Origin of the sequence: Pseudonocardia thermophila, assembly GCF_900142365.1 — a bacterium.
GTDB classification, from domain to species: Bacteria; Actinomycetota; Actinomycetes; order Mycobacteriales; family Pseudonocardiaceae; genus Pseudonocardia; species Pseudonocardia thermophila.
The window spans coordinates 105457-126348 of the sequence record NZ_FRAP01000015.1 but is presented as its reverse complement, the minus strand read 5'-3'; the positions used below and the strand labels follow the sequence as shown (position 1 = coordinate 126348).

Sequence of the window (20892 nt, the reverse complement as noted above, 5' to 3'; positions counted from 1 at the left end):
GATCGCCCCTCAGCGGTTGTACTTGGTGATGGAGGGATCACCTGCGACCTCGTCGGCGACCGCCTGCATCGCCGAGAGGAACCCGTCGGCGGTGGTCCGCCCGGCGAGCAGGTTGCCCATCTCGGTCTTCACCGCCGGCTTGAACGCGGCGTACCAGATCCAGAACTGCCAGTTGAAGACGTTGTCCCCGGCGGCGTCGAGAGCCGCGGAGAGCGACGCGAGTGCGGGTGTCTTCTGCGCGACCGCGTCGGTGCCGCCTTTCACGACGGGCACCGAGGCGGTCTCCTGCGCGAACGCGGCCGCACCCTTCTTCGACAGCATGATCCGCAGGTACTCCATGCCGCCGCGGACGTTCTTGGCGTCGCGGGGCACGCAGAAGAACTCCGCGGGCTGGGTGCGCAACGCCGTCGTCGGCATGGCCGAGCCGGGCTCGAGCACCGGGATCGGCAGCGCCGTCATCTGGAAGTCCGGCGGCGAGATCGTCTTCATCTCGTTCTCGATCCACGACCCGGACACGTAGAACGCGGCCTTGCCCTGCACCCACTGCGTCTGCGCCTCGGTGTGCTTGAGGCCCTCCGAGCCGGGCAGGAAGTAGCCCTTGCGCACCATCTCCTCGATGCCTTGCGTGGCCTGCACGAGCGGCTCCTGCTGCCACGCCTTCGGCTCGAGGTTGTCGATGTTCTTGATGACGTCCGGGCCACCCTGCTTGATCGCGGCGCCGAGGTTGAGGTCGAGCACGTAGTCGGCGGCGTTGGTGCCGCCGTAGGCGAACGGCGCGATGCCGGCGGCCTTGATCTGCTCCGACAGCGCCATCATCTCGTCCCACGTGGTGGGCGGGGTCCAGCCGTTCTTCTCGAACAGCGGTTCGGAGTACCAGATCGCGAACGTCTCGTAGACGTAGTTGACGCCGTAGCAGGTGCCGCCGAACGTGCCCTGCTCGATGGTGCCGGGCAGCAGCGTGTCGCGGACCTTGACGTTCGGGTCGTCCAGCGACGGGGCGTCGAGCAACGGGGTGAGGTCGGTCAGCATCCCCTCATTGACGAGATTGGCGTACTCGATCTTCTGCGCGCCGGAGTCGTCGAGCACGTCCGGTGGGTTGCCGCCGACGAAGCGCGGCTGCATCTCCTGGGAGATCTGCGTGGTGGCTGTGTGCTTGACCTGCGCCTGCGGGTAGAGCTCGCGGTACATCGCTTCATGGGCCTTGGCGTAGTCCTCGCCGTAGCCGCCGTTGAAGATCACGACATCGAGCGGGGCGTCGGCGGCGACGCCGAGCGGGTTGGTGGCGCTGACCTCGCCCACGGCCCCGCCGGACGACGTGCCGCCGCCACCGGTGGCGCACGCGGCGAGCGCACCGGTGGCGGGCACGGCCAGCAGGCCGGCGGCGGCCAGGCGCTGGAGGAACTGCCTGCGGTCGAGGCCAGCGGTCATGGGGTTCTCCAGATCGTTCGGTCGGCTCTCGGCTGTCGTGATGCGGCCCGCTTCAGGCCGTGCGGCGGATGCGCCCGGCGTAGCGGGCCTCGAGCGCCCGGTTGTGGTCGTCGCCCTCGGGCACGTTCGAGGAGAGGTAGACGGGTGGTCGGTCACCGGCGGCGAGCTGGGCGGCGACGACCTCGGCCACGACCATCTGGGCGAGCAGCGCGCCGGTGATGGAGGAGAGCGCGCAGACCCGCACGTCGCCGTCGGCGAGGACGGCGTCGCCGTAGGGGGCGTGGGTGTCGAGGACGACGTCGGCCAGCTCGAACAGCCGCCGGCCCGACGGGTGCCGGGCGGTGATCCGGCGGCTGTGCGCCGACGAAGTGATCGCGATCAGCGGGTGGCCGCGCTGCGCGGCGAGGTGCGCGAACTCGACGACGGCGCCGTTGCCCCCGGAATGGGAGATGATCACGAAGATGTCCCGTGGGTCGACGGCGTGCAGCTCGTAGAGCCGCCGCGCCACCGCGGGATCGCGCTCCAGGAACGGGTCCTCCAGCACCTGAGGATCCGCCCCGCCGAGCAGCACGAGATCGCGCAGCGCGATGAGGTTGGTGGGGACGAGACCACCGGCCCGGCCGGCGATCTCCATGGCGGTGGCCTGGGAGTGCCCGGTGCCGAAGGCCTGCACGACCCCACCTGCGCGCAGGCCTTCGACCACCAGGCGAGCGGCCGCGGAGACGGCCGCGGACTGGGCCGCCGCCACCTCGGTGACGACGCGCCCGACGACCGCCGCGTAGGTCGCGGCGGAGATCGTCGACCGCGCGGGCGCGGTCACGGCTCCTCTCCCGGCTCACCGGTCTGCGCGGCGACGCGGGAGAGCAACGAGCCGCCGTGCCGGGGCCGGGCGCCGCTGGCCGGGGTGCGGTGCGTCGCGACGGCGTCCGCGGTGACCGAGAACGCCTCGGTGGCTTGCTCGTGGATGCGCTGGGCGACGCCCAGGTACAGCAGGTCGAGCACGAGCAGCTGGGAGTGCCGAGCCGACATCGCGCCGGAGCGGAACGACGGCTCGCGCACCGATGTGGACAGCACGTGGTCGGCGACCTCGGTGATCGGCGACGGCACGAAGTTGGTCACCGCGACCGTGCACGCCCCGCTGCGCCGCGCCTGGGCGAGCATCTCGACGGTCTCGGTGGTGGTGCCGCTGTGCGACAGCGCGATGGCGACGTCGCCGGGACGCAGCAGCGCAGCGCTGGTGAGCCCGTTGTGCACGTCGGACCAGGTCCAGGAGGCGATGCCGATGCGGTGCAGCCGCAGCTGCATGTCCTCCAGGACCGCGGCGCTGCCGCCCGTCGCGTAGAAGTCGACCCGGCGGGCCCTGGCGAGCGCGGTGACCACCGCCTCGACGGCGCGCAGGTCCAGCGCCGCCGCGGTCTCCTGCATGGCCCGCACGTCGACGGCGAGCAGGGTGCGCATGACGCGGTCGATCGGGTCGTCGGGCAGCACGTCCGCGCCGATGCCGACCTCCCAGCCCGCCTGTGCGGCCCGACCCAGGTCGGTGGCGATGCCGACGCGCAGCTCGGTGTAGCCGCCGACGCCGATCGTCCGGCAGAACCGGGTGACCGTCGCCGAGGACGTGCCGCTGCGCTCGGCGAGCTCGACGATCGTCGCCCGGGAGGCCCACTCGGGGTCCTCCAGGATCACCTCCGCCACCTGGCGCAGCGCCCCGGAGAGGCCGGGGAGGCGGCTGCGGAGGCGGCCCAGGAGCTGGCCACCGCCCGCGTCCGCGGCCTCGGGTTCGGCCGGCACCGCCATGAACACAACCTTTCAGACGAGGAGCAAGTGGTGAAAATTTCCACCAGTCCACGGTGTGGTGTCAAGACATTCCCGGGATCGAGATCGACGTTGCCGTGATCAACGAGGCGTCGTGATCACGGCAGCGCCGTGCCCGACGCTCAGCCGGCCGGGCGCAGACGCTGGCTCACGACCGTGGTGATGCCGTCACCGCGCATGGACACGCCGTAGAGCGCGTCGGCGATCTCCATCGTCGGCTTCTGGTGCGTGATGACGATGAGCTGGCTGGTCGAGCGCAGCTCCTCCATGAGCGAGATGAGCCGGCGCAGGTTGACGTCGTCGAGGGCGGCCTCGATCTCGTCGAGCACGTAGAACGGCGACGGCCGGGCCCGGAAGATCGCCACGAGCAGGGCCATCGCGGTCAACGACCGCTCCCCGCCGGACAGCAGCGACAACCGCTTCACCTTCTTGCCGGGCGGCCGGGCCTCGACCTCGATGCCGGTGGTGAGCATGTCGTCGGGGTCGGTGAGCACGAGGCGGCCCTCGCCGCCGGGGAACAGCGTCTGGAAGACCGTGCCGAACTCGCGCGCGACGTCCTCGTAGGCCTTCGTGAAGACCTCGAGGATCTTCTCGTCGACCTCGCGGACCACGGTGAACAGGTCGCGGCGGGTGTTCTTGAGGTCCTCCAGCTGCGTGGACAGGAACCGGTAGCGCTCCTCCAGCGCCGCGTACTCCTCGAGCGCCAGCGGATTGACCTTGCCGAGCATCGCGAGGTCCTTCTCCGCCCGCTGGGCACGCCGCTCCTGGGTGGCGCGGTCGTACGGGATCGGCGGCGGCACGCTCACCTGCTCGCCGCGCTCCTTCGCCGCCTCGTACTCGGCCATCTCCGCCGCGGACGGCGGGACGGGCACGTCCGGCCCGTACTCGGCGATGAGGTCGTCGACGCCGATGCCGAACTCGGTGAGCACCTTCTCGGTGAGCTGCTCCAGCCGCATCCGCTGCTGCGCGCGCACCACCTCGTCGCGGTGGACGGCGTCGGTGAGCTTGTCCAGCAGCGTGGAGAGCCGGTTCGTGACCTCGCGGGCCTCGCGCAGCTCCTGCTCGCGGGCCCGGCGGGTGGCCTCGGCAGCGTCTCGTTCGGCGGCCGCCTTGGCCAGCGACACCTGGATGGCCTCGCCCGCCCGCTCCCCCGCCTCGACGACGAGATCGGCGATCGCGGCCTCGCGCTCCCGGGCCCGGCGGGCGGCTTCGGCGCGCTCCCTGGCCAGCCGCTCGGACGCGGCCTGGCGGCGCAGCGATTCGGCGCGCCCGGCGATGGCGCGGGCCCGCTCCTCCGCGGTGCGCAGGGCGAGCCGGGCCTCGACCTCGGCCGAGCGGGAGTTCGCCAGCGCCTCGGCGGCGGCGTCGCGCAGCTCGGTGTCGGGCTCGTCCTCCAGCGGCTCGTCCTCGGCGATCGCGAGCTGGCGCTCCGCTGCCTCCAGCGCGAGCAGCGCCTCGGAGCGGCGGGCCTCCACGGCATCCCGGCGCTCCTTGAGCCGGGCCGCCTCGGCCTCCGCCGACTTCGCCGCCTGCTCCAGCAGCTTCAGCCGCGACTCGGCGGCGGCACGCCGCTGCTCGGCGTCGGCGCGGGCGCGGCGGGCGGCCTCGACGTCGGCCTGCCGGGCGGCCTCCTCGGCACGGGCGCCCTCGAGCGCCGGCCGCAGGCGGGCCAGCTCCGCCTCGACCGCCTCCCGCCGCTCGTACGCCTCGTCGATCGCGGCCTGGACGTCCAGCGCGCTCGACGCCGTACCGGAACCACCGGTTGCCCGGTGCGCGCCGAACACATCGCCGGCCACGGTGACCGCGGTCAGCTCCGGCTCGGCCGTCACCAGCGCGACGGCCGCGGCCGGGTCGGGCACGACCACGACCGAGCGCAGCAGCGCTCGCACCGCGGCGACGGCGGGCCCGTCCCCGCTGACGGCCTCCGCTGCCCACCGGCCCCCGGCGCTGCGAACGGCCCTTTCGTCCACCCCGAGTGGACGAAAGGGCCGTTCGTTCGCGATCACCAGGGTCGCGCGGCCCGCGTCCCGTTCGCGCAGCAGCTCCACGGCCGAGCGCGCGCTGCCCAGGTCCCGCACCGCGAGCGCCTCGGCGAGCTCGCCCAGCGCGGCGGCGACCGCGGGGCGGGCCTCGGGATCCACGGTGATCAGTCCGGGCAGCGGCCCGAGCACCCCGTCGAGATCGGTGAGCTCGGCGGAGCCGTCCTTGCGCGCGAGCCCGACGGACAGCGCGTCGACCCGGGCCCGCCAGTGCGCCCGCTGCTGCTCCAGCTCCCGCTCGCGGGCCACCAGCTCGGCCACCCGTGCCCGGGCGTTCTCGAACGCCTCTTGGGCCTGGGCGAGCCGCTCGTCCAGCTCGGGATCGAGCGCGTCGGGCTCGCCCATCTCGGCGCGCGCGTCCTCCAGCTCGTCGCGGGCGGCCTCGGCCCGCTCCTGAGCCTCGGCCAGCGCTTCGGAGAGCCGCTCGATCTCGTCGGCGGTCGCCGCGGCCCCGCTGCGCAGCGCCTCCGCCTTGCCGGCCAGGGTCGCGAGCCCGGCCTTGCGGTCGGCCAGTGCGCGGACGGCCGCCATGTGCGCGCGCTCGGCGGCGGCCAGCTGCCGCTCGTGCTCGGCGCGCTCCTCCATCACCTCGGCGAGCCGGCGCCGAGCCTGCACGACGGCCTCGACGAGCAGCTCCTCCTCCTCCGCGACCGCGGCAGCCTCGGCCTCCAGCTCGTCCGGGTCGCGGCCGGAGGTGCGGGTCTCGACGGGATCGGCGAGGTGGCGGCGGCGCTCCTGAGCCAGCCGGACGGTGCCGGCCAGGCGCTCGGCCAGCGCGGACAGCCGGTACCAGGTGTCCTGGGCGGCGGCCACCTTCGGCGCGTCCGCGGCGAGGGCGGCCTCCAGCTCCTGTTGGTGCATGCGGGCGACCGCGAGCTGCTCCTCGGTCTCCGCGCGCTTCTGCCGGGCGGCGGCCTCGTCGGCCTCGTCGCGGGCGATCTGGTCACGCAGGGTCACCAGGTCATCGGCAGCCAGCCGCAACCGGGCGTCGCGCAGCTCGGCCTGCACGGCCTGCGCGCGGCGGGCGATCTCGGCTTGGCGGCCCAGCGGCTTGAGCTGGCGGCGCAGCTCGGCGGTGAGGTCGGTGAGCCGCGTGAGGTTGGCCTGCATCGCGTCGAGCTTGCGGAGCGCCTTCTCCTTGCGCTTGCGGTGCTTGAGGACGCCTGCGGCCTCCTCGATGTAGGCGCGGCGCTCCTCCGGCTTGCTCTGCAGCACGGCGTCGAGCTGACCCTGCCCGACGATGACGTGCATCTCCCGGCCGATGCCGGAGTCGGACAGCAGCTCCTGCACGTCGAGCAGACGGCACGGCTGACCGTTGATCTCGTACTCGCCCGCGCCGTCGCGGAACGTGCGCCGGGTGATCGACACCTCGGAGTACTCGATCGGCAGCGCCCCGTCGGAGTTGTCGATCGTGAGGGTCACCTCGGCGCGGCCGAGCGGGGCGCGACCGGCGGTCCCCGCGAAGATGACGTCCTCCATCTTGCCGCCGCGCAGCGCCTTGGCCCCCTGCTCGCCGAGCACCCAGGCGATGGCGTCGACGACGTTGGACTTGCCCGAACCGTTGGGGCCCACGACGCACGTGATCCCCGGCTCGAGGCGCAGGGTGGTGGCCGAGGCGAAGGACTTGAAGCCCTTCAGCGTCAGGCTCTTCAGGTGCACGGGTGGGTTCTCCGGAGGATCTGCTGGTCGCCGAAGCGTAGCGAGGCCGCCACGCCCCGTCGGCTACTGCTCCTCGAAGCCGGTGAGCCCGCCGGTCGCCTCACCCCACTGCACCGCCACGTCGGACACGTGGCCGGGGGTCGTCCCGCTCTTGAGCAGGTCCAGCAGCTTCTCCGCGGAGCTGCGCGGCCCCTCGGCGACGACGAGCACCCGTTTGTCCGGCAGGTTGCGCGCGAGCCCGGTCAGCCCCAGCTCCAGCGCACGGGATCGGGCCCACCAGCGGAAGCCGACGCCTTGCACCCGTCCGCTCACCCACGCGGTCAGCCGAACGGTCGCATCCCCGTTGCTCCTGGTCACGCTGCTACGTTACCTGTTCGTGATCAACCTCGGACGGCGTGGTGCGGCCGTCCTCATCGCGCTGACGGGCGCCGCCGCGTTCGCCGGCGGGGTGGGCGTCGCCGCGCTGACCACGCCGACGCGATCGACCGCGCCCGCCGCGATCGTGATCGATCCACCCCTCACGCCGGCCACCACCACGGCAGCACCGTCGCGCACACCCACCCTCACCCCGAGCCCGACCCCGCGCGCAACGCCCCGGCTCAGCGCGACCCCGAAGCCGCGGCCGTCGGCGACTCGGTCGCCCGTTCCGTCCCGGCCCGGCGCCCCCGCCGCGTCCGGAGCGCAGGCCCAGGTGGTCGCGCTGACCAACCAGGCCAGGGCCACCGCGGGCTGCGCCCCCCTCGAGATCGACGCGCGCCTGACCCGGGCCGCGCAAGCGCACAGCGAGGACATGGCGCGGCGGGGCTACTTCGAGCACGACAGCCTCGACGGCCGCGACTTCGCCGACCGGATCCGCGCCGCGGGCTACCCGAGCCCCGCGGCAGAGAACATCGCCCGCGGCCAGCGCACCGCCGCCGCCGTGGTGCAGGCTTGGCTCGACTCGCCGGGCCACCGGCGCAACATCCTCGACTGCAGCTTCGTCGCCATCGGCGTGGGCTACGCGGCGAACGGCTCGTACTGGACCCAGGACTTCGGCAGGTGAGCCGGGCCGGGACCGCTGCGCGCCAGCCGCGCGCGGCGGCGGGTGCAACGGCAGGGTGGTGCGAAGGACCGGCGTTCCGGCCGCACCTGACCGAACACCTCTGCGGGGCGACCACCGCGCCAGCGCGCGTCGACGACGTCGGTGAGGCGCACAAGGCCCCGAGGGACGAGGGCACGAGCACCGCAGGCGCCCCTCGACGACTCATCGGGCCGCCCACCGATCCGGTGCCGAGCCGTCGCCGGCACACGAGCGCGCGAGCCCGCGCTCTGCGCCTGCGTCGCAGAGCGCACTGAACACAGATCGGCCGGGCCGCCCGACACGGCCCGGCCGATCCCGGGAACCCCCTCACCCGACGGGCGTCCGCTCCCTGACGCCCGCTCCCCGTGGGTGCTCGTACCCCCTGGAGCACCCGTTTCCCCGCGGGGTTCCCCATCCCCGGGACATTGGCTCCGTGAGGCCTACGAACGGCACTCTCGTCAGCGAGGGTGCCTACGAGAGTGCCGTTCGTAGCCTTTCGACGCCGCGCAGACCGACCGAAGGGGCTAGCCGGCCAGGGCCTTGCGCAGCGTGCTGATCGCGAGGGTGATCGCCGCCTCGGCCTGCGGGGTGTTGCGCAGGGTGTTCAGCATCACGAAGTCGTGCACGATGCCCTGGTAGCGCACCGCGAGCACCGGCACCCCGGCCGAGCGCAGCTTGGCCGCGTAGGCCTCACCCTCGTCGCGCAGCACGTCGGCCTCGGCGGTGATCACGAGCGCCGGCGGCAGCCCGGCCAGCTGCTCGGTGGTCGCCCGCAGCGGCGACGCGGTGATCTGCGCCCGCTCGGCCGGGTCGGTCGTGTACTGGTCCCAGAACCACTGCATGCCGTCCCGGCGGAGGAAGTAACCCTCGGCGAACCGGTGGTAGGACTCGGTGTCGAAGTTCGCGTCGGTCACCGGGTAGAACAGCACCTGCTGGGCGAAGTGCACGTCGCCGCGCTCCTTGGCGAGCAGGGTCAGCGCGGCGGACATGTTCCCGCCGACCGAGTCGCCGGCGACCGCGATCCGCGAGGCGTCCAGGTCCTCGCGCACCCCGGAGGCGACCCACTTCGCGACCGTCCAGCTCTGCTCGAGCGCTACCGGGTAGCGGACCTCGGGCGAGCGGTCGTACTCCGGGAACACCACCGCCGCACCCACGCCCACGGCCAGCTCCCGCACGAGCCGGTCGTGGGTGTGGGCGCTGCCGAACACCCAGCCGGCGCCGTGGATGTACAGAATCACCGGCAGGGTGCCCGTCACCCCGGCCGGGCGCACGATCCGGGCCTTGACCGACCCGGTCGGGCCACCGTCGACGGTGACCCACTCCTCGTCCACCTCGGGCAGTTCGACCGGTCCGGACTGGGCCTCCTCGACCGCCGCCCGACCGTCGACCGGGGCGAGATCGAACAGGAACGGCGGGTTGGCCGTCGCCTGAACGAACTCCTGAGCCGCCGGCTCCAGCACCACGTTGTCCAGCACTGCCGCCTTCTCGCTCATGGCGTCCTCCTCGGGATCGTTCCGATGGCCATAAGCTAGCGCGCGATTTCCTTGCGCACAAGTTACTTTTGCCAGTGGTATCCTTCACACGTGTCCACGGAACAAACGGCGATCTCGGACTCGCTGCGGCTCGACGATCAGCTGTGCTTCGAGCTCTACGCCGCGTCGCGCGCGCTGACCGGCGTCTATCGCCCGCTGCTCGACGAGGTGGGCATCACCTACCCGCAGTACCTCGTGCTGCTCGTGCTCTGGGAGAACGGTCCCAGCTCGATCAAGGAGATCGGGGCCGCGCTGCAGCTGGACTACGGCACCCTCACGCCGCTGCTCAAGCGGCTGGAGGGGATGGGACTGGTGGCCCGGCGCCGCCGCGCCGACGACGAGCGCACCGTGGAGGTCGCCCTCACCGACGAGGGCACCGCGCTCCGCGAGCGGATCAAGGACACGCCCGTGCGCATCTCGCACGCCCTCTCGCTGACCGCCGCCGAGATCGGCGCACTGCGCGGCCTGCTGCGCAAGGTGCAGACCAACATCGTCCGCTACACGGCCACCAGCACGGCCACCAACACGGAGTAGCCCGGGCCGAGGCACAGCGGTGCCCGCGCGCATCGTGCGCGCGGGCACCGCGCCGTGCGCGAAGCGGGGCCGGACCGGGAGAAGGCCGCACCCCTGCGGGCCCCGCCCGCGCACGAGATCAGAAGATGTCGAAGTACTCCCGCTGCTCCCAGTCGGAGACGTGCCGCAGGTAGCGGCCGAACTCGGCGCGCTTGAGCCGCACGTACCAGTCCACGACGACGTCGCCGAGCGCGGTGCGGAACACCTGGTCGGCCGCCAGCGCGTCGATCGCGGCACCGAGGTTGCTCGGCAGCGCAGGCGCCTCGGTGCGGTACGGATCGGTGGTCGGCGGCGGGGCGGCGAGCCCCCGGTCGATCCCGTCGATCCCGCTGATGATCTGCGAGGCGATGTAGAGGTACGGGTTGGCCGCGGGCTCGCCGAACCGGTTCTCCAGCCGGGTGCCGGGGTCGCCGGACCCGCCGACCGCGCGCACCATGGCGCCCTTGTTGTCGATCCCCCACGCGACCCGGTCGGGGGCCAGCGAGTTCGGCTGGTAGCGCTTGTACCCGTTGACGGTCGGGGTGGCGAACGCCGCAGCCGCCGGGGCGTGGTCGAGCAGCCCGGCCAGGTACGCCGATGCCGTCGGGGACAGCACCGCGTCCGGCTCCTCGGGGACGAACACGTTGCGGCCGGTGTTCACGTCGGTGAGCGACTGGTGCAGGTGCCAGCCGGTCGATGCGCCCTCGGCGCCCTGCGGACGCGCCATGAACGTGGCGTGGTAGCCGAGGCCGGCTGCGATCCGGCGGACAGCGGAGCGGCAGAGCACGATCGCGTCCGCCATGAGCCGGGCGGGTCCAGCCTCCATCGTGATCTCGAACTGACTCGGCCCGAACTCCAGCTCGATCGAGCGCAGCGGCAGATCGAGCAGCGTGAGCCCCTTGTAGAGCTCGTCGACGAGCGGCTGCATCCGGTCCAGCCCGTCCTCCAGCAGGAGCTGCGCGCCGCGGGTGGTCGGTGCCACCGGCTTGGCCGCGCCGGGCCGGCCGGGCGCGCCGACGTGCTCGACGGTGAGCTCAGCATCCTGCGAGCGGAACACGTGGAACTCCAGCTCCGCGCCGACGGTCATCCCGAAACCCTTGGCCGCGAGCCCGGTCAGTTCGTTGCGCAGGATCCGCCGTGTGCAGAACGGAACCGGCGAGCCGTCGCGGAAGTAGAGATCGCACAGCAGCCACCCGGTCCGCTCCGTCCACGGCAGGACGCGGAACGTGGTCGGGTCGGGCACGAGCACGATGTCGCCTGCGCCGACGAACCCCGCGGTGCCGACCTCGGGATCGGAGCTGAACACCGGGAAGACGGTCTGTCCCGACGTGTCCTTGAGCAGCAGCGAGCTCGGCGCGGTCACGCCCGAGCGCATCGCCGCGGCGAGCGCCCCGCGCGAGATCGTCTTGCCCCGCAGGACGCCGTGCTGGTCGACGAACGAGAACCGCACCATCTCGATGCCGAGCTCGTCGACCACCCGTCGGATCTGCCCGGCCGCGGCCCACTGCTCCTCGTCCCAGAGCCCGCGCCGCCCGACGAACCCGTTCCGGTCCTCGGCGAGGATCGGCCGGGCCGACACCCCACCGCCGTTCTCCCGGACGTCTCGCTCGTCCGCGTTCCGCTCACGCATCGACGGTCTCACCGCTTCGCATCAGCGGGCCCGCCCACGGCGACGCCGCGCGGCGTTCGGCCTCCCGTTCCCGCCACTCGGTCTGCCAGTCGCCGGCCTCGGCGATCAGGTCGACGGCCGCGGGCCCGGTGAGCGCGGCGGCCTCGGACTCGCTGACCGGGTGGGCCGGGATCCGCGCGCCCGCGGCGAACGCGTCGATCGCGCGCAGCAGCAGGCGCCGGTTGGCGGTGATGGCCCGGTCGGACGTGCCGAGCCGCTCGACCGTGCGGTCCTGGATCGGGCCCATGCTCTCCACCGCCCACTGGTCGTGGACGTTGATGTCCAGACCCATGCCGGTGTAGGTGAGCTCCTTCTGCTCCCGCGGGTCGAAGCCCCAGTTGTTGCTGCGGTTGCGGATCGGGCGGTAGTCCGGCAGCGTCACGCCCTCCAGGCGCTGCCGCAGCAGCGTCTCCCTGTCGGTGGGCTCGGCGAAGTCGTACCAGATCATGTACCAGTAGTGGTGCTCGTCGTCGACGGGCACGTGCCACTGCGTGAAGACCTTGGTGTTGCCGAACGGCACGACGAACGCGTTCGGGAAGAGCAGGTTCGTGATCCGCACGTGCTTGACGTCCTCGGCGAGCTGGCGCAGTGCGTAGACGCGCAGGCCGTGCTCGGCCTCCTCGACCTCGATGTCCGGCCGGTAGAACTCGCCGACCAGCGTGGAGAGGGTCTTGCCGGTGCCGGCGACCTCCTCGGCGAACTGCTGGCCGTACTTCTCGCGCGGGTCTTCCTTGAGGAACCGGTGCAGGAACGACACGTGGCTCGGATCGATGCCGCCCTCGAGCCCCTGCAGCCAGTTGCACTCCCAGAGGCCCTTGAACGCGAAGGTGTACTCCTCCGGCGCGACGAAGCAGTCCCAGTTCGGCAGCGGCGGCGGATCACCCGCACCCATGTAGGTGAAGATGATCCCGTTCTTCTCGATGCACGGGTAGTTCGCGATGCGGACCTTGTGGCGGAACTGGCTGTGCGGCGGCTCCGCCGGCTGCTCGACGCAGCGGCCCTCGGCGTCGAACAGCCACCCGTGGTAGAGGCAGCGGATGCCGTCGCCCTCGAGCCGGCCGAAGGACAGGTCCACGCCGCGGTGCGGGCAGTAGCGGCTGACCAGGCCCCAGCCGTTGCTGCGCCTGAACAGGACCAGGTCCTCGCTCATGATGCGCACCGCCTTGACGGGGCGCTCGTCCGACATCTCCGAGACCAGCGCGACCGGCTGCCAGTACGAGCGCAGCAGGTTGCCGAGCGGTGTCCCCGGCCCCGAGCGGGTGACCTTCTCGTTGTCTTCCTTCTTCAGCATCGCGTCGTACCCACCTGTCGAGTCCGTGTGGATCCTAATATCGCAAGAGTGGATCCAATCTGGCAAGATTGTGGCCGGGAGATGTGACCACGCATCCGGAATCACGCCTCTCTGGTACCGTGATCACCCGCGCGGCGGCCGAGAACGCGAGGAGTCGACTTGGGTCAGGAAGCCCTACCGGAGCACGCCACGGGCCCTGCACTCGTCGACGCGATCGCCGCCCTGATCCGGACGAAGATCATGTCGGGCGAGTACCCGATCGGCGCCCAGCTGCGCCAGGCCGAGCTGGCCGCCGAGTTCGGGGTGAGCCGCACACCGGTGCGCGAGGCGCTGCGCCAGCTGCAGACCGGGGGCCTGATCGACGTCGTCCCCAACCGCGGCGCCGTCGTCCGCGTGCCCTCGCCGTGGGACGTGCGCGAGGCCTACCAGGTGCGCGCCGAGCTGGAGGGGCTGGCCGCCTCCCTCGCGGTGGAGAACATCTCCGCCGAGCACATCGAACAGCTGCGCGCGGCGAACAAGGCGATGTACGAGCGGACCTCCAAGGAGAGCAGGCTCGACGACATCCCGCCCAGCGAGCGGCCCGAGAACGACCTGTTCCACAGCACGATCGCCGACCTGTCCGGCAACTCGCGGCTCGCCCGCATGATCGACGAGATCAACCAGGCGTTCCCGCGCAACGTCTCGGCGCAGCTGCTGCTCACCGACAGCCGCTACCGCGACGAGAACTTCCGCGAGCACGAGCGCATCCTCGACGCCCTCGCCGCAGGCGACGCCGAGACGGCCCGCGCAGAGCTGCGCGAGCACATCATCAAGGCGGGCGAGCACCTCGCCCGCTGGTACGAGAAGCGCTCCTCCACCGTGTTCCGCGGCTGAACCTCACAGCCCGCGTCGCCGCGTCGAGACGAACTCGGCGTCCGGCCGGTCGATCCCCGTCGCCAGGTCGGCGAGCAGCTCCCCCAGCGCAGGCGCGAACTTGAACCCGTGCCCCGAGCAGGCCGACGCGACGATCACCTCGGGCGCTCCCCGCAGCGGACCCACGACGAACCGCTTGTCGGCCGTCATGGTGTACAGGCACGCCGCGGTCTCCACCGGCTCGGTGTCCAGCTCCGGCACGTAGATCGCGAGCAGCCGGCGCAGCTCGCCCACCTCCGCCTCGGTGGGCGCCGCGACCGGGATCTCGGGGTCCCACACCGGGCCGGCGTCCACCCCGATCTTCACGCCGTTCGCGTCCGCGTCCGGGATGCCGAAGACCAGCCCCTCCGGCCGATCGACGGAGAACGCGCCGAGCAGCGGCGGGGACCCGGCCTCCTGCCCCGGCGCAGCGGTGAGGGTGAGGATGCGCCACACCTCCAACAGCGGCGCCAGCTCCGGCACGAGCGCGCTCATCCACGGCCCGCCCGCGAGGACGAGCCGCCGGGCCCGCAGCACCCCGTCGTCGGTGTCGACGACGACTCCCCCGTCCGCGGCGCGCCACGAGTGGACCTGCACGCCCCACCGCAGCTGCGCGCCCTCCTCCGCCGCGACTGCGCGGAACGCGCCCAGCGCGCGCTCGGCCTCGATCACGCCCGCCGCCGGGTCGTACACCGCCCGGTAGCCCTCCGGCACCGCGAAACCGGGCATGGCCTCGCGCAGCTCCTCCGGGGAGTCCAGCACGCGGCAATCGGGCCCCTGCAGCTGCGGCTCGTGACCCGCGTGCGCGTAGAGGCCGCCGGTGCGGTGCACCAGCGTCGTGCCGGTCAGCTGCTCCAGCTCAGCCCAGCCGTCGAACGCCCGGCTCACGAAGTCGTTCCACACCGGGTTCGGGTACGCGCGGCGGATCATGCGGGTGCGGCCGTGCGACGAGCCGCGGCCGTGTCCCGGCGTGAACCGGTCGAGCCCGACGACCTCCTTGCCGCGGCGGGCCAGCGCGGCGACCGCCGCGCTCCCGTGCACGCCGAGGCCGACCACCAGGAACTCGGCGTCCGTTTCGCTCACCGCACACCCTCCTTCGCCACCTCGGCGACGGCGCGCACCAGCGCGTCCACGTCGCCGTGGTCGTTGTAGACGTGCACCGACGCCCGCACGACGGACGCGATGCCGCGGTCGCCCAGGTCCCACTGCCCGTGCGCGGCGGGGACGGCGACGACCCGCACGTTCCGTTCGGCCAGCCGCCTGACGACGTCCGCGGCCGGGACCCCGTCGACGGTGAACGTGACGATCCCCGACCGGGCGTCCGCCGGGTCGGCCGGGACGATGCCGGGGACCTCGGCCAGCCGGGCCCGCACCGTGCCGGCGAGGCCGCACAGGAAGGCCGCTGTCGCGTCGATCCCGCGTTCCAGCACCTCGGTGACGGCCCGGCCGAGCCCTAGCCGGGCCGCCACGCTCGCCTCCCACGTCTCGAACCGGCGGGCGCCCGGCAGCACCTCCCAGTCGTCGCCGGACGACCACCTCGACCCGCGCACGTCCGGGGCGGTGGGCAGCAGGCGCTCCGCGAACGAGCGCCGGATGTAGGCGAACGCGGTGCCGCGCGGGCCGCGCAGGAACTTCCGCCCCGTCGTCACGAGCGCGTCGCAGCCGATCTCGTCGACGTCGACGCGCAGGTGCCCGACCGTCTGCGTCGCGTCCAGCAGGTAGGTGGCACCGGCGGCCCGCGCGATGCGACCGATGTCGGCCACCGGCTCGTCCAGCCCGGACGATGTGGGCACGTGGGCGACCGTGACGATCGACGGCCGCCCGTCGGCGAGGACGTCCGTCAGCGCGCCGAGATCGACCCGCCGCGCGTCGTCGGTCGGCACGACCACCAGCTCCGATCCCCGCTCTCGGACCAGCGTCATCAGGTGCAGGGCGTGGCTGACGTACGTGCTGCGGGCAGCGACGAGGCGGGTGCCCGGCGCCGGGCGCACGGCGTCGAGCAGCACCCGCAGCGCAGTGGAGGCGCTGTCGAACAGCGCGATCTCCTCGGGCTGCGCCCCGACGAGCGCCGCGCAGGCGGAGTAGGCGGCCTCGGTCGCGTCCTTGACGAGGGCGGCCGCCTCGTAGCCGCCGAGCAGTTCCTCCAGGCGCAGGTGGTCGACGACGGCTGCCAGGACGTCCGACGACGGTAGGGCGGCGCCGGCGGAGTTGAAGTGGTGCGAGAGTGCGGCCCCGAGGGTGCGGCGGCGCTCCGCGGCCACGTCGATCACGCCGTCGGCGGAGACGCGGTTCATGCCAGCGCTCCCTCCCGTCGTGTCCGCCGGCGCGGCGCCCCGCCAGCCGTACTTGAGCAAGAATGGATCCAATCTTGACACTAGTGTATCCGCAGTTGACCCGCTCCGGTCCACGGTGACGCTCGACACCGCGTCGAGAACGAAGCTGTGGTGATCGAATCGCCCTGTTGATCACCACAAGTTCGTTCTCGACGCGAGGACTCGGCGTCCGGCACACCCGGGCAGGGACCACGCCGTGGCTACGCTGACGATCTGGCCGGAGGCTGGAGGTGCGGCGGATGCCGGTGATCGACAACGCGATCTACGTCGATGGCCGCCGTGCGGCGGAGCCCGGATCGCTGGACCAGACGTTCACCAGGCTGCGCGAGTGCGCGGCGGGCGCTCCCGACGCGTTCTGCTGGATCGGGCTGGTCGATCCCGGCAAGGACGAGATCGCCGCGGTCGCCGCCGAGTTCGACCTGCATCCGCTCGCGGTCGAGGACACGGTCCACGCCCACCAGCGGCCCAAGATCGAGCGCTACGGCGACGTCGAGTTCGTGGTGCTGCGGCCCGCCCGCTACGACGACGCCACCGAGTCGGTGACGATCGGCGAGATCCACCTGTTCATCGGGCCGTCCTTCGTGATCACCGTGCGGCACGCAGCGGAGCCGGACCTCGCCGCGGTGCGCAAGCGGCTGGAGGGCGATCCCGCGCTGCTGCGGATCGGCCCGTACGCCGTCCTCTACGCGATCATGGACCGGATCGTCGACGACTACGTGCCCGTGCTGGACGGCCTGCAGCGCGACATCGACGAGATCGAGACGCAGGTGTTCGGCGGCGACTCGGCCGTGTCGAAGCGCATCTACACGCTCAGCCGCGAGGTGATCGAGTTCCAGCGCGCCGTGGCCCCGTTGCGGGACCTCTTCGGGGACATCCAGGAACAGGTCGAGGAGAAGGAGGTCACCCTCGACGTGGAGCTGGGCCGGCGGCTGCGTGACGTCGCCGACCACTCGACCCGGGTGCTGGAGCGCATCGACGGCTTCCGGCAGCTGCTGTCCAACATCCTCAGCGTCAACGCCGCGCTGGTCGGGCAGCGGCAGAACGAGGAGATGGCCCGGCTGACCGAGGCGGGCTACCGGCAGAACGAGCAGATGAAGCGCGTGTCGTCGTGGGCGGCGATCGCGTTCGCGCCGAGCCTGGTCGCGGGCATCTACGGCATGAACTTCGCGCACATGCCGGAGCTGGAGTGGCCGTTCGGTTACCCGATGGCGGTCGGGCTGATGATCGTGACCAGCGCCGTGCTGTACGTGATCTTCAAGAGGCGGGGGTGGCTGTAGGTCGCCGAACGCAACGAACGGCACTCTCGTCCACTCTGAGTGGACGAGAGTGCCGTTCGTTCACCCCGGACCGTCAGTGCACCCCCTCCATGTGCCGGCTGATCCACGGCGCGATGGCGAACATGATCAACCCGATGACGATCACCACGGCCCCGTTGATGCCGAAGTAGGCCACCTCGTCCTGCGGCGAGTAGAACCCTGCGAGCCGCCCGGAGAGCGAGGTGCCGATCCCGACCGAGAAGAAGTAGAGCGCCATCATCTGCGCCCGGAACGCCTCCGGCGCGAGCTTGGTGGTGACGGCCAGCCCGATCGGGGAGAGCAGCAGCTCGGAGATGGCGAAGAGGGCGAGGATGAACAGCACCGCGATCGCGGGCACCGTGTTACCCGTGCTGCCCGCGAACAGCAGGAACAGCAGGAACGCGACACCCATGCCGATCACGCCGTAGGAGAACTTGCGCGGCGTGGACGGAGCCCGGTCGCCCAGCCGCGTCCACAGCGCCGCGAACGCGCCGGAGAGCAGGATCACCCAGATCGGCTCCTCCGATCCGATGAAGCTGGCCGGTGCGGTCCAGCCGAAGATCGTCCAGTCCATGCGCTCCTCGGAGTACACCGCGAGCGTGGTGAAGATCTGCTGGAACAGCGCCCAGAACGCGGCGTTCGCGATGAACAGCGGGATGAACGCCCGCACCCGGGTGCGCTCCGCCGCCGCGACCCGCGGGCTGCGCAGCATCAGCGCGAAGTAGCCGATCGACGCCAGCAGGAGCACGACGGTGACGGCCGTCGAGACCGACGCGAGCGGGATCAGCTCGGTGAACAGCACGACGCAGATCACCGCGATGATCCCCACGATCAGCGCGATCGCCTTCGGGTAGGCCGACCGCGGCAGCGGGTTGGTCGGGTGCCGGCCGGCCGTGCCCAGGTTCTTGCGGAACGCGACGTACTGGATCAGCCCGAGCGCCATCCCGACCGCGGCCGCGCCGAAGCCGACGTGGAAGCCGAGCGACGTCTGCAGCAGTCCGGTCACGATCGGCCCGATGAACGCCCCCAGGTTGATCCCCAGGTAGAACAGCGTGAACCCGCCGTCGGCGCGGACGTCGCCCTTCTCGTAGAGGGTGCCGAGCAGCGACGACGCGTTGGCCTTGAGCGCGCCGCTGCCCAGCGCCACCAGCACCAGGCCGACGCCGACCCCGGCGAGCCCGGGCAGGATCGCCAGCGCGATGTGGCCCGCCATCACGACGATGCCGCCGTAGAAGACGGTGCGCTCCATGCCGAGCAACCGGTCGGCGAGCCAGCCGCCGAGCACGGTCGAGAAGTAGACGAACCCGCCGTACGCCCCGACGATGCCGGTGGCCGTGGCCTGCGGGAGCCCCAGCCCGCCCTCCTCGAGGGAGAAGTACAGGTAGTAGGCCAGGATCGTGAGCATCCCGTAGAACGAGAACCGCTCCCACAGCTCGACCCCGAACAGGTTGGCCAGCCCGATCGGGTGCCCGAAGATCGTGCGGGTCGGCGCCTGCGTCGCGCCCGCCTTGCCCGTGTCCGCCATCGCTCTCCCGTCGCTGGCCGTACCGGACCGGTCTACTCCTGTGCGGACCGGTCGCGACACCCCCGTCACCCCGACGACGTGCGCACCGCGGCGGCCCGAACGCCTGACGCGCCGGACCGTACGCAGAACTCGGCCGGCGGAACGGGCAACTCGCCGCACCGATCGCGTGACTCAGCGTCGTGTTCGCGGGCGGGGCTGGCAGCGCGGACAGCTGAACGAGCTGCGGTTCATGAACGGCTCCCGCCGGATCGGGGTCCCGCAGCGGCGACACGGCTGGTGCTCGCGCCCGTACGCGTCGAGGGAGCGATCGAAGTAGCCCGATGCCCCGTTGACGTTGACGTACAGCGAGTCGAACGACGTGCCGCCCGCGGCCAGTGCCGCCTCCATCACCTCGGCCGCGGCCTCCAGCACGGTGCGGACCTGCGCCCGGGTGAGCTTCTCGGTGGGGCGAGCGCCGTGCAGCCGGGCCCGCCACAGGGCCTCGTCGGCGTAGATGTTGCCGATGCCGGACACGATCGTCTGGTCGAGCAGGGCCCGCTTGATCTCGGTGCGCCTGCGGCGGATCCCGGCGACGGCGGCGTCGAGGTCGAAAGCGGGGTCCATCGGGTCCCGGCCGATGTGCGCGATCGGTTCCGGCAGCAGCCCGCCCCCGGCCGCGGGCGCGAGCGGGTGGATCGACATACCGCCGAACGTGCGCTGGTCGACGAACCACAGCTGCGGGCCGTCGTTAGCGAACCGGACCCGCACGCGCAGGTGCGGGCCGGGCACCTTGTCCTCCGGCGCGATCAGCATCTGCCCGCTCATGCCGAGGTGGGCGAGCACGGCGTCGGCGCCGGGACCGGGCTCGTCCAGCTCCAGCCACAGGTACTTGCCGCGCCGGCACACCCCGGTGATCGTGCGCCCGGCGAGGCGCGCGGCGAAGTCGGCCCCGCCCCCGAGGTGGCGGCGCACCGCGCGCGGGTGCGCCACGGTCGCCTCGGCGATCGTCCGGCCGTGGATGTGCTCGGCGAGGCCCCGGCGCACGACCTCGACCTCGGGCAGCTCCGGCACTCAGCCCTCGGACTCGGCCTCGGCCGCCGCGGCCTCGGCCTCTGCCTTCAACGTGCGGTAAGCCAGCTCAGCGGCCTTCTGCTCAGCTTCCTTCTTCGTGCGGCCCTCGCCGTCGCCGAGCTCGCGCCCGCCGACGACCGCGGTGGCGGTGAAGACCTTCATGTGGTCGGGGCCGCTCTCCCCGATCACGTACTCGGGGACGCCGAGATCGGCCGCGGCGGTGAGCTCCTGCAGGCTGGTCTTCCAGTCCAGGCCCGCCCCGAGCAGGGGCGCGCCGAGCAGGAGCTCCTCGAACAGCCGGTGCACCACCTCGCGGGCGGTCTCCAGTCCGTGCTGCAGGTACACCGCGCCGATCAATGCCTCCATGGCGTCGGCGAGGATGCTGCTCTTCTGCCGGCCGCCGGTGAGCTCCTCGCCGCGGCCGAGCAGCAGGAAGGCGCCGAGGCCGTCCCTGCCGAGCCCCGCGGCCACACCGGCCAGGGCGTGCATGTTGACCACACTGGCGCGCAACTTCGCCAGCTGGCCCTCGTGCAGATCAGGGTGATCACGGTAGAGCCGCTCGGTGACGATGATCGACAACACTGAGTCCCCGAGGAACTCCAGTCGCTCGTTCGTGGGGAGCCCACCGTTCTCGTAGGCGTACGAGCGATGGGTCAGCGCCATCGTGAGCAGCTCGTCGTCGATCTTGACACCGATCGCCTCGAGAAGCGGGCCACGGTCCTCGGCCGGGCCCTGCTGCGCTCGCTCCGCCAC

At 72.3% G+C, this 20892-nt stretch carries 17 protein-coding genes; 4 read left to right on the top strand and 13 right to left on the bottom strand.

What is annotated here, in order from left to right; translation table 11 throughout:
- Nucleotides 1-9: 9 nt before the first annotated feature.
- From ngcE to BUE41_RS19435, 5 genes are all read right to left on the bottom strand, one after another.
- Nucleotides 10-1428 (bottom strand): N-acetylglucosamine/diacetylchitobiose ABC transporter substrate-binding protein, encoded by a 1419-nt coding sequence (ngcE, locus tag BUE41_RS19455; protein WP_073458569.1) that lies wholly within the window; start codon nucleotides 1426-1428, stop codon nucleotides 10-12.
- Between the two features lie 52 nt (nucleotides 1429-1480).
- Nucleotides 1481-2248 (bottom strand): sugar isomerase domain-containing protein, encoded by a 768-nt coding sequence (locus tag BUE41_RS19450; RefSeq protein WP_084755421.1) that lies wholly within the window; start codon nucleotides 2246-2248, stop codon nucleotides 1481-1483.
- Entirely contained in the window at nucleotides 2245-3225 is a 981-nt protein-coding gene (locus BUE41_RS19445; protein ID WP_084755452.1) for a MurR/RpiR family transcriptional regulator, read from the bottom strand. The genes BUE41_RS19450 and BUE41_RS19445 overlap by 4 nt, the downstream gene beginning before the upstream one ends.
- Nucleotides 3226-3365: 140 nt before the next feature.
- On the bottom strand, nucleotides 3366-6941 hold the full coding sequence (gene smc / locus BUE41_RS19440) for a chromosome segregation protein SMC (protein ID WP_073458567.1): 3576 nt from the start codon (nucleotides 6939-6941) through the stop codon (nucleotides 3366-3368).
- A gap of 63 nt (nucleotides 6942-7004) precedes the next feature.
- On the bottom strand, nucleotides 7005-7298 hold the full coding sequence (locus BUE41_RS19435; RefSeq protein WP_073458566.1) for an acylphosphatase: 294 nt from the start codon (nucleotides 7296-7298) through the stop codon (nucleotides 7005-7007).
- A gap of 19 nt (nucleotides 7299-7317) precedes the next feature.
- Here BUE41_RS19435 and BUE41_RS32465 point away from each other — a divergent pair, with 19 nt between their 5' ends.
- Entirely contained in the window at nucleotides 7318-7983 is a 666-nt protein-coding gene (locus BUE41_RS32465; protein ID WP_268794509.1) for a CAP domain-containing protein, read from the top strand.
- A 542-nt stretch (nucleotides 7984-8525) separates the two neighbouring features.
- Here the strand turns inward: BUE41_RS32465 and BUE41_RS19425 are convergent.
- Nucleotides 8526-9494, bottom strand: coding sequence for an alpha/beta hydrolase (locus BUE41_RS19425; protein ID WP_073458564.1), 969 nt, complete (start codon nucleotides 9492-9494; stop codon nucleotides 8526-8528).
- A 90-nt stretch (nucleotides 9495-9584) separates the two neighbouring features.
- Here BUE41_RS19425 and BUE41_RS19420 point away from each other — a divergent pair, with 90 nt between their 5' ends.
- Nucleotides 9585-10067: a MarR family winged helix-turn-helix transcriptional regulator gene (locus BUE41_RS19420; RefSeq protein WP_234997428.1), complete on the top strand. Its 483-nt coding sequence runs from the start codon at nucleotides 9585-9587 to the stop codon at nucleotides 10065-10067.
- Nucleotides 10068-10185: 118 nt separating this feature from the next.
- Here BUE41_RS19420 and BUE41_RS19415 read toward each other — a convergent pair whose 3' ends face one another.
- Nucleotides 10186-11715 carry a glutamine synthetase family protein gene (locus tag BUE41_RS19415; RefSeq protein WP_084755419.1) on the bottom strand — a complete coding sequence of 510 codons (1530 nt, stop codon included), beginning with the start codon at nucleotides 11713-11715 and terminating at the stop codon, nucleotides 10186-10188.
- A complete protein-coding gene (locus BUE41_RS19410) occupies nucleotides 11708-13045 on the bottom strand; it encodes a Rieske 2Fe-2S domain-containing protein (protein WP_073458563.1) in 1338 nt (445 codons plus the stop codon). Before BUE41_RS19410 ends, BUE41_RS19415 begins: the two co-directional genes overlap by 8 nt.
- A 159-nt stretch (nucleotides 13046-13204) precedes the next feature.
- On the opposite strand from BUE41_RS19410, the gene BUE41_RS19405 reads away from it, so the two are divergent.
- Nucleotides 13205-13918 (top strand): GntR family transcriptional regulator, encoded by a 714-nt coding sequence (locus BUE41_RS19405; protein ID WP_073458562.1) that lies wholly within the window; start codon nucleotides 13205-13207, stop codon nucleotides 13916-13918.
- A gap of 3 nt (nucleotides 13919-13921) precedes the next feature.
- Here BUE41_RS19405 and solA read toward each other — a convergent pair whose 3' ends face one another.
- Both solA and BUE41_RS30865 read right to left on the bottom strand, forming a co-directional pair.
- Nucleotides 13922-15019, bottom strand: a complete 1098-nt coding sequence (gene solA / locus BUE41_RS30870; RefSeq protein WP_073458561.1) for an N-methyl-L-tryptophan oxidase — start codon at nucleotides 15017-15019, stop codon at nucleotides 13922-13924.
- Nucleotides 15016-16230, bottom strand: a complete 1215-nt coding sequence (locus BUE41_RS30865; protein WP_073458560.1) for an aminotransferase class V-fold PLP-dependent enzyme — start codon at nucleotides 16228-16230, stop codon at nucleotides 15016-15018. Before BUE41_RS30865 ends, solA begins: the two co-directional genes overlap by 4 nt.
- Nucleotides 16231-16508: 278 nt before the next feature.
- Here BUE41_RS30865 and corA point away from each other — a divergent pair, with 278 nt between their 5' ends.
- Nucleotides 16509-17546: a magnesium/cobalt transporter CorA gene (gene corA / locus BUE41_RS19390; RefSeq protein WP_073458559.1), complete on the top strand. Its 1038-nt coding sequence runs from the start codon at nucleotides 16509-16511 to the stop codon at nucleotides 17544-17546.
- A 73-nt stretch (nucleotides 17547-17619) separates the two neighbouring features.
- Here corA and BUE41_RS19385 read toward each other — a convergent pair whose 3' ends face one another.
- The 3 genes from BUE41_RS19385 to rnc form a co-directional block, all read right to left on the bottom strand.
- The gene (locus tag BUE41_RS19385; protein WP_073458558.1) at nucleotides 17620-19089 is read right to left on the bottom strand and encodes a peptide MFS transporter; all 1470 of its coding nucleotides are present in this window, start codon (nucleotides 19087-19089) and stop codon (nucleotides 17620-17622) included.
- 171 nt (nucleotides 19090-19260) lie between these two features.
- Nucleotides 19261-20139, bottom strand: coding sequence for a bifunctional DNA-formamidopyrimidine glycosylase/DNA-(apurinic or apyrimidinic site) lyase (gene mutM / locus BUE41_RS19380; protein ID WP_073458557.1), 879 nt, complete (start codon nucleotides 20137-20139; stop codon nucleotides 19261-19263).
- Nucleotides 20140-20892 carry a ribonuclease III gene (gene rnc / locus BUE41_RS19375; RefSeq protein WP_073458556.1) on the bottom strand — a complete coding sequence of 251 codons (753 nt, stop codon included), beginning with the start codon at nucleotides 20890-20892 and terminating at the stop codon, nucleotides 20140-20142. It abuts the gene before it with no gap.